Raw genomic sequence first — 12,272 nt, forward strand, 5'->3', positions numbered from 1 at the left:
AAAGGAAATTCTATATATATTGATGATGACAGGTAATCATCAATAGGCCAAGGTGATTTTAAATAAAATAAATTAGTTAATAATCAATAATTTAAATAGGTTCATGGTCATATTCCATGTATGGATTGTTTTTCTTATCTGTAAACTTTTGTTTAAATTGTAAATCATAGATTACACGAAATTCTAAAGGGGGGCTATTTTAACCATTTAAATTTGGCAATATTATTTTGCATTTTGCATTTTGCATTTTGCATTTTGCATTGGCTTTTAAATTAAATATAAGACCAGAATGAATTGGATAGTTGAAATTATTAATATGTTAGCGAAGATGCAACAATTGCATCACCTTAATAGTAAGGAGGTTACAGAAGCCGGCTATAAATAACAAAGCATGTCATTATCTAACATGGGGCAAATTCATTAATAAAAAATAATATACATTCGCATTTTAAATATATTAGTGAATCATGTTGTTGTAATCACAGTTCTCAACCATACTCCTCGTGATAAAGTTTATTATGAGTGGAGCGGGGGAATGATAACGATAAAGCGGAAGCTAAGCTTATCTGCAATGATATTAACATTTATCGGCAGTGCTATAACTATCCCAAAAGTAGTGGCGGAAGAAGTGGGATATACGCTGGAAAAAGTGGTGATATTGAGCCGCCATGGCGTGCGATCGCCAACTAAGCAAACGGAATTGATGAATGAGGTCACGCCCGATAAATGGCCCGAATGGCCGGTCAAAGCTGGGTATCTTACGCCAAGAGGTGAGCAGCTAGTTAAGATAATGGGACACTTCTACGGACAATATTTCCGTCATACCGGATTATTGCCGAAGGAAAGATGCCCGGCTGAGGGGCAGGTTTACGTTTATTCAGATATTGACCAGCGTACTTTATTAACTGGTCAGGCGTTAATAGACGGAATTGCTCCCCAGTGTGGATTTAAAATATTTCATCAGAAGAACTTAAAGCAGATCGATCCCTTGTTTCATCCCGTTGAGGCTGGTATCTGCGCTTTAAATGCAAAAAAAACGCAGGAAGCAATAGAAAAGAAGCTTGGCGCACCTATCACGACATTAAGTCAACGTTATGCTAAATCCCTGGCCTTAATGGGGAAGGTACTCAATTTTTCTGCTTCCCCATATTGTCAGAAAATGGAAAAGCAAGGGATGGATTGTAATTTTGCCGATCTATCACCTAACGAAGTTCAGGTAAATCAGGAAGGCAGCAAGGCTTCATTGAGTGGCCCGGTTGCTTTGTCTTCTACGCTGGCTGAAATATTTCTGCTACAAAACTCGCAGGGTATGCCGATAGTGGCCTGGCATCGTTTGCTGACGAGAGAGGATTGGCAGACTCTGATGCTTTTGCATAACTCGCAATTCGATCTCATGGCCAAAACTCCTTATATAGCACAGCATAAAGGAACTCCTTTATTACAACAGATAAATGTGGCGCTTTTACAGCCTGAGCAGGGAAAGGCTGGGCTAGATAAACAGCCCGCGACTAAAAAAACGCTAAGCAATACTCAATTACCCGATAACAATGCGGTATTTATTCTAGGTGGCCACGATACCAATATTGCAAATGTTGCCGGAATGCTGGGTTTAAATTGGACATTACCGCTGCAGCCGGATAATACCCCTCCGGGAGGTGGATTAGTTTTTGAACGTTGGCGAGATCAGCATGGACAAAGCTTCGTGGCGATTAAAATGTTCTACCAAACGCTAAATCAGCTGAGAAATATGGAGAAGTTGGATTTGTCGATTAACCCAGCCGGAATGGTTAGCATCGATATTCCTGGTTGCGAAAATGAAGGTGAAAATAAACTGTGCCGCTTAGCGACGTTCCAGAAGAAAGTCGTCGAGGCTATTGAGCCGGCCTGTAATCTGCCATAAGTGATAGCGGCGTAATAAACCAATAAGGCCACTGTAATGCAGGCGGCCTTATTGGTGGTTACGAGAGTAAAGTCAGATGAGAGATTGAAATCTTATTAAGGACGTTATTGGCCAAGACGAACTAGATCAAAAGGCACATAACGTTCGCAGGCGTGTTGTAACTCAACACACTGAGCGCGCTCGGCCTCAATATCAGAGAGTCCATCAGCATGTATTGCCTTCGCAACATCAATCAAACCTGACTGTGCGACCATAACGCGATGCCCAGGGCGAATTTGGTTTCTATTTCTGTCATAGACTTTAACCATATTGACCTCCAGTTAATCCTGTCAATTTGCGGCTATAGGCTACTTATCACGCCCCTAATTTCTTTGCCTCAGATCAAAAATATTTAATTTTTTATAGCTGAGTTTTATCTACTGACCCAACAGCGAATGGATATGCAACCAGAAAGGAAAGGTCTGACTGCCGGATTGCTATTAAAAAAGCTTTATAGAAGGTAACAAGGATTGCAGAGCATAAGCACAACGAGTTTAAATCAGGTTTGGTACGTATGAGTCATTGGATTAGGGTGTTCAGTGATGACTTTCGGTTATTAACCATCTCGACTTATGGTCTGACTTAACAAAAATGTATAGTTCAAATGACTGATTTTTATCTGTAAACAAACTTATATGCTATTAGTGTGATATATTAGCTTGCTATTTATGAGCCGTACTGGTTTAATGCGTCATCGGTTTGGAACACAGACCTTATGAAAGCAGTTTTAGTAAAGCAGTTCACAGTATTAGCGTTATCCTCAATAGATACCTCTTCACCGCGAAACTCCTTCTTAAGTGCCCCATAAGAAATAACTGAAAGACAGACCTCTCTTGCCTTATGGCAGCTTAAATAAATGAAGGAAGTATCGCTATGTCTAATAAAATGACTGGTTTAGTAAAATGGTTTGACGCGGGTAAAGGCTTTGGTTTTATTACCCCAGCGGACGGTGGCAAAGATGTATTCGTGCATTTCTCTGCTATCCAGAGCAACGATTTTAAAACGCTGGATGAAGGTCAGCGCGTAGAGTTCTCGATTGAGAACGGCGCAAAAGGGCCTTCGGCGGCCAATGTTGTTGCCCTGTAAAGACAGGCAATAACGGCTAATTATCAGGTTAGAAATCCCCGGTTTTTGCTCTGATATGAATTGCCCAAATAAAGAACGCTTTGCGCGAGATACCAAGTTTGGAGATCCTTAGATCGATCCTTAAACTACGGTACTATGACGGCTCCTATGACTAGGAGCCGTTTTTTTGTGCTATTTTTCAGGTTAGTGACAACTTTCATTGCTACGGTATTCTTCGTAAAAATCATTCCACTGAATTAATTTATCACAGCCTGTTTAAGCACGTTAGAATTCGCAGGGCTAATCTCAAAGAGAATAGAGCAAACAGCGACGTGGGAATTTTTATAAAGAAACGCCCTCGTCTATCAAGACTGAGGGCGGCAAAGACTTCTATTCGAAAAAACCAGCGCCATTCCAGTTAATCGAGCTGAAGGGATTGGATAAGCGAAATAGCTAGATCAATCGTTGGCCAGTGAGCGCTTCAAGAATTTTCAACGGGGACTGCTCTGGGTGTTTCATACCCTTTACCGGTAATAGGAAGGTCTGTTCCAGCATATATTGGCCTCCCATTGCGGCATGTGGTGTTTGATCTGAAAAACAAATCCAACTGCTACCAGGCGGAAATTCGATCGCAACTTGTTGGCCATTTTGCTGATAATCTGCGTCAGATTTCATTTTATCGTGTAGCTGCAACATTAAATGATCGTAATGGCTGCGTCGGAGTTTGGTGATACCAACTTTATGCTGTAACCAACTGCTAATAGGTGAGTAGCGATCGAGTTTTGGCAGATAACGGCTCGCTAATTGCTGAAAATCTTCACCTACTCGCCAAGAGCGATTTTCACCGTGGGGATTAATATTGGTGAAAATACGAATAATCCGCTCACCGTAATTAGGCCTCGAGGGGAAAGCATCAACGTGTAAACGGCTATCATCTTTGCGCCAGGACGTTTTGTCCCGCCATGCGGCGACTGGATGCAGCCTTAGGCTGTTAGTTGGGCTGCGTAGGGCATGGGTATATTCAGGTAATAATTGTCCTAATAGACTAACGCAGTGTTGATAATAGCGCTCAAGCAGCTGGCGCGTTAGCTCGATTTTACTTTCATCCGTCACACCAGTAAGTTCACCTTCCAGAGGTTTGAAACTGATGTTTTTGCGTTTTATATCGACCAGCGCTGGGTTCAGTAATTGCTTCTCTTGTGAGCTTAACGGGAAAGCCAGATTCGGTAAAAAAAGAACTTTTCCCTGTTCTAAGGCTTCAATTGCATCGGGAATGACATGCTCATTCTTGCCCCAATGTTGGTGAGGGAGAGTGAGAATCATCGGATCTGGGGCGATAGAGTTAGAATTCATCAGATATCCGGCCTAGATTATTTTAGTCAGTGATAAATAATATAACTTTTTTTAAACAATTAATTGCACTTTTGTGGCGAATTGCGAGCAAACAGAACATTCCGGTTAGTGGCAGAGCAAGTAATGGAGTGGCACTTATGCAGAGTGTCCCATTAGGTGATTTTGGTTCTGAATATTCTGAGGACAATGATGCTCAATGAGCTGAGCATCATGGTGCTAGATAAGGTTGTTTTAGAGAGGATGGCGATAGACGACGTATCGTATTCCTTTGGCTAAGAAACGTAGAAAAATTGAATTAATGTAGTGAAATATTAATATGTTAACTGAACTGTGATTGGTTCTAATAAATATGGACATAAAAAAGCCCTGATAATCTGATCATCAAGGCTTTTTTTATCAGGTACATATCATCTGATTAGACAGGCACGATTCTCGAGTCAGTAATCGAGGAGACTTGCTTTTTTGAGTAGGCCAGATCGTAAACATCGTAGAAATCGATTTCGCCTTTATTTTCTATGATGCGTTTAATTTTATTTTTAAAGTCATCATTGATATTTTTATTTTCAAGCAATTTAGCCACTGCTTCTGGAGACAGAGCGCGGCTGAAAAACCATTCGCCGTTATAGCAAACGCGGAGGTCGAGTACACCAATGTCTTCAAATTTAAATATCGGCTTTATTTCCATCAATAAAATTGCTGACATGATGACAAAAAATGCAGTAAAACCAATAACGTAATAAGTACCAAAATAAGGTGTTAAAAGCATCAGAATTAAAACAAAGAAATATGAAATCAGCATTGCCAAACACAAATACGGATGTTTATGAATGAACTCAATATTAAAGTCAAGACGACCATTCCGGTTTTCTTTTTTATTGATTTTCTCAATGTCTTCAATGAGTATTTCTTTTATTATATCCATTGCGATGACCTTGTAATTGCAGATGAGTCGGATAAAATTATTATCTATTACTATAGATTAGCACGAGAAATGCGTCCTCAAGTATATCAGTTCGATGAATTACCTGACCTAACTGTTATAGGCAGTTTCTGCGTATCGTGAGTTTTTGAACACTGTTATCACCTGCTGGTGACGACGTAATTCCCTGCTTTACTGAGCTAAAATTTAGTAGAGCGTAGAACCTGATGAGATTGAACGCTCTACTTGTTTTATCAAGCACGGGGTGACTATTTGAGGTTAGAACGTGAGTACAATTTTACCAATATGAGTGCTCGCTTCCATTAACTCATGTGCGGCGGTGGCCTCCTTGATAGGGAAGGTCGCAAAAACCTGTGGTTTTAGCTTCCCTTTCTCTATCAATGGCCAAATTTTTAGTTGTAACTCTTCTGCAATGATTGCTTTTTCTGCCACGGTTCGTGAACGTAGCGTCGAGCCGGTATGTGTCAGGCGTTTTAATAGCATCGGCATCAAGTTCAGATCTTTAGCAGGACCATTTTGCGTACCTATTTGTACAATTCTGCCATTCATCGCAGCGGCTTCATAATTGCGTGCTACATAGTCACCAGCGATGAGATCGACAATGACGTCGGCACCGTTGCCTTCAGTGGCTAATTTTGTTTCAGCCACAAAATCCTGAGTACGGTAGTTAATCGCTACATCGGCGCCCATTGCCAGGCAAGCTTCTCGCTTATCTTCCGATCCGACGGTGACAATTATTTTGGCTGCGCCAAAAGCTTTGCTTAGCATGGTTGAGGTTGTACCAATGCCTGAGGAACCACCGTGTATCAGCACGGTTTCTCCTGCTTTTAAGCCGCCGCGCTGAAATAAATTAGCCCAGACGGTGAAAAAGGTTTCGGGTAACGCCGCCGCCTCGATCATTGATAATCCTTCCGGAACCGGGAGGGCGTTTGTTTCGTGTATCACACAATATTCAGCATAACCGCCGCCTGCGATCAGGCCGCAAACTTTGTCGCCCATCTTGAATCGGGATGTTTTCTGTCCTAAGGCCACAACTTCGCCTGAAATTTCTAAACCCGGAATGTCTGATGCGCCCGGTGGTGGGGCATACAGGCCGCGACGTTGCAGAACATCGGGCCGGTTAACGCCGGCAGCCGCAACTTTGACTAAAATTTGCCCTTCATCTGGTGTAGGGATAGGGCGTTTCCCTGCCATCAAGACGGAAGGTGGGCCAAATTGGGTTATTTCTATCGCAACCATGCGACTATCGGAGGTTATTGAAGACATATCATTCCTCTTTAGTTATGGCGAACTCATTGAGTAGCCAATGGCTTCTGATTTACAGAAAAGGTTAATAGTTTAATAAACCCCTCTGAGTGCTGACCATATTATCCTCATTGTGAGAATAATCCATTCGTAGAGTGCGAGTCAGATGTGAAAAGTAAGGTACGACAGAAAGTAATAAATAAAAAAGGCGCCCAATAGGGTGGGCGCATAAAAGTGCTAAAAATGAATAACTACAGGACTAAGAGATACTCTGGATCATTTTAATTGTATGGGTAAACCCATAGGCCGTTATATAGGTATAAATCCTAAACCTTGCTCCATAAAAAAGCCGGCTTAGTTTACTTAATTATTTGAACTGCCAGCAGACTTGGTAATGATAGTTTTCTGCATTCAGTAGGAAATCATCATTGACACTGGGACTCCAAGAATCGTCCCCACCAACGCCCATGTGGTAACCATCGATGTTTAACCAAGTCCCTTTTTCATGTTTCAGCAGATGTTGATGTGATGTTTCCATCAATTGTTGCAAGCCGTAGCGACTAATCCCGAAATGGAAGTTACCTGTTAGTTGTAAATTGCCATAGCTTAAACTGCGGGTGTTACAACGCAGGCCATTCTCACTAGGGAACGTATAGGGAGTGTGTAGCGATTCAAGAGGCAAAGTCCATTGGCTGAAAGTCGCAGATAGTTGGCGATCTGGATAATTTTCATGTGGACCCAGCCCAAGCCAACTTACTTGCGATTCGATAAGATTCAGTTGGCAGCACATGCCTATCCGGGCTGGAGATGGTGAGCCTGAGGCCCGCGTAACATTGACTTCAATTTTCATCTGATTTTGTTCATTGAAATGATAGACCCAACGGCTTTTTAATAAACCTCCTTGAGGAGCGTTATACTCATAATCTGCGGTTATCAATACGCCATTAGACATTGTGCTGGCATGTATTGAGATACAACGGCGATCAAGTTGATACATTCCGGCCTGTTTCCAGCGCTCAACCCAGGCATTTGGATCAATCCGCGTCGTTTCGCTGATACCAATATCATTATCTAATGGAGCGCGAATAAACTGATCCTGAAGCGGAGTAAGTAAAAGCGGTTTTTCATTAATTAACCACTGTTCTAATAAACCACTTTGTCGATCGAATAACCAACGCTGACGATTATTTTCAACAATCCAATATTGCTCATTAGATGTAAGTTGAGGATGTCCAATCACGGAGATATTTTGCTTCGATGCGGTGTTCGATGCGTGGGTTAATGAAGGCAGAATGGTAGGTAATTTCCATTGGTGCCACGCTGACTTGTGGTCTTCTTCAGACCACTGGGTAGCGGTTGGTTGTTTAATCTCAACGTGTAGCCACAATTCACCTTGTAACTTTAGGGGAGCTGGTAATGATCCTAACTCTAGCTTTTGGCTTAGCTCTGGGGCGATAACAATAGGTATATTTCCATGCTGAATTATTTCTCCATCCAGTTCTAGTCGCCAGTAAAAATGTTCATTGTCAGTATGACGGAATAGAAATTCACTGGTTACTTCCACTATGAGTGGGGTGGTGCTGACAAGCGTAAATTGAAAGAACTGCTGCGCTCGCTGTGCTTCATAAAGGCTAGGATGGGGAGTTCTATCAGGGAAAACCAATCCGTTCATACAAAATTGGCGGTCGTTAGGAGTATCACCAAAATCGCCACCGTAGGCCCAGTAGGCTTGCCCGTTTTCATCATGGCGAGTCAGACTTTGATCAACCCAATCCCAAACGAACCCCCCTTGTAAGCGTGGATGCTGCCGGAAGGCCTGCCAGTAACGATCAAAACCACCAAAACTATTCCCCATCGCGTGCGCATATTCACAAAGAATTAATGGCCGGGGCTCTTCGGGTAGACCAATCCATTTTTTTATCGACCACTTAGGCACGGCATCAAAAGGTTGGTCTTGATCCACTCTGGCATACATCGGACAGAGAATATCGGTAGCGGCAGTATTGGCTCCGCCACCTTCATATTGAACAGGACGGGTTGGATCGTTAGTTTTGATCCAGCGATATAGCGCATCGTGAGTTGCGCCATGGCCTGACTCATTACCAAGGGACCAGATGATAATGCAGGTATGATTACGGTCTCGTTGTACCATCCGAGTGACGCGTTCACTGAATGCATTGAGCCAACGTGGATCGTCAGACAGTCGGCTCATCGGTTGCATCCCGTGAGTTTCAATATTAGCCTCATCGACCACATAAAGGCCCAGTTGGTCGCATAAACGATACCACAGCGGGTGATTTGGGTAATGAGAGCAGCGAACGGCATTGAAATTATGCCGTTTCATTAACTGAATATCCTGACGCATAGTAGCTTCATCTATGGTCTGGCCTGTCAGCGGATGATGCTCATGACGATTGACTCCCCGGATAAGCAAGGGTTTGCCGTTTAGTTTGAGTAGCCCTTTATCAATTTCGATTTTCCTAAAACCTATGTCATAAGCTTCCGCCTCAATGATTTCTTGATCCAAAGACTTGAGAGCAACAACAACGCGATAAAGTGTAGGTTGTTCTGCGCTCCATAAGTGGGGCGATTCTACCGGTAGTACCAATTCGACACGTTCCGGATAGTTACCTCGTTCATCAATTGTTTTGCTCCCCATGTCCTGTTCTTGCTGCCCAATCAGAACATCATTTAGCCAAAGCTGAGCCTTTATCAAATAATTGTCGGCAATATGAGGTTGCAATAGAGGCAAATTGATCGCCGCCATAACGGAGAGCTCCGCGGAGCGAAAACCAGGTGCCAGTAGTGTCTTAATCTGGATATTAGACAGATGGATATCTGGTTTATGCAGCAACGTCACGTCGCGGAAAATCCCGCTCATACGCCACATGTCCTGATCTTCAAGATAGCTGCCATCACTCCAGCGCAAGACCAACACGGCAATGCGGTTACTTCCGGTTTGAAGATAGGGACTAATATCGAATTCAGCAGGCAGGCGGCTGTCTTGCGAATATCCAACCCAGTTGCCGTTACACCACAGGTGAAAAGCCGAGTTTACACCGTCGAAAATGATGCGGGTTTGACCGGATGCTGGCCAGTCGGGATTGAGCATGAATTCAGTTGAATAACAGCCCGTGGGATTTAAGTCAGGTACATAGGGTGGATTAACAGGTATCGGATATTGGACGTTAGTATAAATAGGTGTATCAAAACCAAATAACTGCCAATTTGAAGGTACAGGTAAAAGAGTTGATTTAGGTAAGTCCTGAGTAATCCAATCCTCGGGAACGGCCTCAGGGCGGTCAAAATAACTGAAATGCCAATATCCATTTAGAGAATGCAGACTTGCCGAATCGGTATCATCACGAGCCTGAGTAACATCACGCCAGCTGCGAAAGGGAGAATGTGCATCCAGTCGATTATATTGAGTGATACCTGGGTTTTCCCAGTCACGTCGAGACAGTATATTTGCCAGTGATTTCTCTCGATTACCTTGCCTTATCTCTGCATTCATTTTCAGCCTTCTTTTTCCGTTTGATTATCGGGGCTTGCATTTAGTCGATAGGCGACACTGAATCGCATAAATATAGCCACACAAATGTTATGCGCTCACATTTCTTGTTTTGCTTACCTTGAAGGGGAAGGAATCGCTTGTAAACGGGTAAAAAATGAATAAGCGAGTGAGATCGCATTTATTTTTGGTTATGCAAAAAATCGTAAAATTTTTTCCGAGAAGGTTCGTAAAATTTATTTATGGCTGATGATATGTGTGCCAATAACACGTAATTTTATTTCGAACTACAAGGTACCCAGACGATTCGCTATTTGTGTTCCGCAAGCTCTTGTGGTGTAGTTTGTGACATGATTGGAACGTTATTTACTGGGGCTGTTGTTTGACGAAGCACAAGTTCAGGGCTTAAAAGCAGAGAGTTTAGCTGGATGCCATGGCTAGTTCGCAGTAACGCGACCAATTGTTGCAGGCTTTTCTCGCCTAGCTGACGAAAATCTTGTCTGACGGTCGTTAAAGGGGGGTGAAAATAGGCACTATCGTCGGTGTCGTCGTATCCAACTATGGAAACATCTTTTGGAATGCTGAGACCTTGTTCCTGGAGGGCGCGTAAAACCCCCAAAGCCATCTGGTCACTGGCAACCAGAATAGCGGTAAAAGAGGTGCCGCTTTGTAAAAGGGATTTTGCGCAAAGATAGCCACTGTGTGCGCTCCAGTCTCCATAGAACACTTTCTGAGGCTTTAGGCCGCTCAAGGCTAATGTGGTTAACCAGCCTTGATAGCGCAGTTGGGAGGAAATTGTGTCTTTAGAGCCTGCGATCAGAACTATTTTCTGATGCCCTAACGCCAATAAATGTTCGGCACCTTGCCTGGCGCCATGAAACGGGTCAAAAACCACGCTATGAGCGGTTGATTGCGGATCAACGTCCAGAAATATGACGGGAACATTGGTGCATTGATGGGTTATTTCTGCGCTTTGCTGCTGAGTTAGTGGCGCATTGATTAATATCCCCTCAACTCGCTGAGCCAGGAGTTCATTCACAGCGCGCTGGCAGGCCTGCTCGTCAAAATGATCAATCATGGCGATGACGACGCTAAAACCTAATTGGCGGGCTTTTATCTTTATTGCAGAGGCAATCTGCGATGGCGCATGTAAAGATAAATCGGTTGTGACTAACCCAAGTGTACAGCTGTTCTTACCAGCCAGCTGTTGGGCAACGCGATTGGGTACATAGTGCAGTGCTGCCATTGCCTGTTCTATTTTAGCTCTGGTTTTGTCTGAGACATTCGGAGCCTGATTTAATACGCGAGAAACAGTCTGATAGGATACACCCGCGTAATGTGCGACATCATCGAGCGTTACGGATTTGGTTTTCATAAACAGCTTCTCAGCAACAGAACTTACTGAACATAATAGCAAAATTGTGGCATAAATTTTTGAACGCAGCAGTAAAAGGTTAAAATCGCCTGCCAGAAGCCAGAAGCCAGAAGCCAGAAGCCAGAAGCCAGAAGCCAGAAGCCAGAAGCCAGAAGCCAGAAGCCAGAAGCCAGAAGCCAGAAGCCAGAAGCCAGAAGCCAGAAGCCAGAAGCCAGAAGCCAGAAGCCAGAAGCCAGAAGCCAGAAGCCAGAAGCCAGAAGCCAGAAGCCAGAAGCCAGAAGCCAGAAGCCAGAAGCCAGAAGCCAGAAGCCAGAAGCCAGAAGCCAGAAGCCAGAAGCCAGAAGCCAGAAGCCAGAAGCCAGAAGCCAGAAGCCAGAAGCCAGAAGCCAGAAGCCAGAAGCCAGAAGCCAGAAGCCAGAAGCCAGAAGCCAGGTTTTATTTTGTCGGCTCACTGAGCTTTATAGATAACACTTATTTAAAAAATCATTCGCAACGAAATTGGCGTAGGGCTAAAACCTGCAGAGTTAATGCAATTTTATAGATAAGCTGGTTTAACTGATGGCGTTGATAGCTAAAAGCATGGGTTAGGGTGAAAAGCGTCAAGCATCAGCATCAAGCATCTGCGCCAATGCCGGATAATCAGGCGTAGTGGTATTTAATGAAATGGTTCTGGCGACAGGTTGTGGCCGGGGGAAGTGAATAAAAAATGGCTTCTTTGCCTTAATTTTAGGCATGTGAATCACAATATTCGGTTCCTGTAATAAAAAGAGTTGCTATTAAAAGCCCGTCATGAGTTAATGCGTCTCGGCCTGTGGTACAGACCTATTTATGCACGACATCTTGA

Annotated in this window: 10 protein-coding genes; 2 read left to right on the top strand and 8 right to left on the bottom strand. The window is 43.5% G+C overall.

Annotated features, from left to right (window positions below):
* Positions 1-535: 535 nt before the first annotated feature.
* The gene (locus tag PL78_RS17470) at positions 536-1,900 is read left to right on the top strand and encodes an AppA family phytase/histidine-type acid phosphatase (protein ID WP_064517576.1); all 1,365 of its coding nucleotides are present in this window, start codon (positions 536-538) and stop codon (positions 1,898-1,900) included.
* A 104-nt stretch (positions 1,901-2,004) separates the two neighbouring features.
* Here PL78_RS17470 and ydfZ read toward each other — a convergent pair whose 3' ends face one another.
* The gene (ydfZ, locus tag PL78_RS17475) at positions 2,005-2,208 is read right to left on the bottom strand and encodes a putative selenium delivery protein YdfZ (protein WP_049597160.1); all 204 of its coding nucleotides are present in this window, start codon (positions 2,206-2,208) and stop codon (positions 2,005-2,007) included.
* Between the two features lie 604 nt (positions 2,209-2,812).
* Between ydfZ and cspE the strand changes: the two genes are divergently transcribed.
* On the top strand, positions 2,813-3,025 hold the full coding sequence (gene cspE / locus PL78_RS17480) for a transcription antiterminator/RNA stability regulator CspE (protein ID WP_064517579.1): 213 nt from the start codon (positions 2,813-2,815) through the stop codon (positions 3,023-3,025).
* Between the two features lie 432 nt (positions 3,026-3,457).
* On the opposite strand, the gene PL78_RS17485 is transcribed toward cspE, so the two are convergent.
* The 7 genes from PL78_RS17485 to PL78_RS20920 form a co-directional block, all read right to left on the bottom strand.
* Positions 3,458-4,357: a Kdo hydroxylase KdoO gene (locus tag PL78_RS17485; RefSeq protein WP_064517582.1), complete on the bottom strand. Its 900-nt coding sequence runs from the start codon at positions 4,355-4,357 to the stop codon at positions 3,458-3,460.
* Positions 4,358-4,772: 415 nt separating this feature from the next.
* Positions 4,773-5,279 (bottom strand): YlaC family protein, encoded by a 507-nt coding sequence (locus tag PL78_RS17490; protein ID WP_064517584.1) that lies wholly within the window; start codon positions 5,277-5,279, stop codon positions 4,773-4,775.
* Positions 5,280-5,555: 276 nt separating this feature from the next.
* A complete protein-coding gene (locus tag PL78_RS17495; RefSeq protein ID WP_064517586.1) occupies positions 5,556-6,563 on the bottom strand; it encodes an NAD(P)H-quinone oxidoreductase in 1,008 nt (335 codons plus the stop codon).
* A 346-nt stretch (positions 6,564-6,909) separates the two neighbouring features.
* The gene (locus tag PL78_RS17500; protein WP_064517588.1) at positions 6,910-10,056 is read right to left on the bottom strand and encodes a beta-galactosidase; all 3,147 of its coding nucleotides are present in this window, start codon (positions 10,054-10,056) and stop codon (positions 6,910-6,912) included.
* Positions 10,057-10,363: 307 nt separating this feature from the next.
* Positions 10,364-11,428: a LacI family DNA-binding transcriptional regulator gene (locus tag PL78_RS17505; RefSeq protein WP_064517589.1), complete on the bottom strand. Its 1,065-nt coding sequence runs from the start codon at positions 11,426-11,428 to the stop codon at positions 10,364-10,366.
* A gap of 23 nt (positions 11,429-11,451) precedes the next feature.
* On the bottom strand, positions 11,452-11,880 hold the full coding sequence (locus PL78_RS17510; protein WP_084414350.1) for a hypothetical protein: 429 nt from the start codon (positions 11,878-11,880) through the stop codon (positions 11,452-11,454).
* Between the two features lie 147 nt (positions 11,881-12,027).
* On the bottom strand, positions 12,028-12,162 hold the full coding sequence (locus tag PL78_RS20920; protein WP_268806860.1) for a hypothetical protein: 135 nt from the start codon (positions 12,160-12,162) through the stop codon (positions 12,028-12,030).
* Positions 12,163-12,272: the final 110 nt, after the last annotated feature.

Origin of the sequence: Yersinia entomophaga, assembly GCF_001656035.1 — a bacterium.
Classification (GTDB): Bacteria; Pseudomonadota; Gammaproteobacteria; order Enterobacterales; family Enterobacteriaceae; genus Yersinia; species Yersinia entomophaga.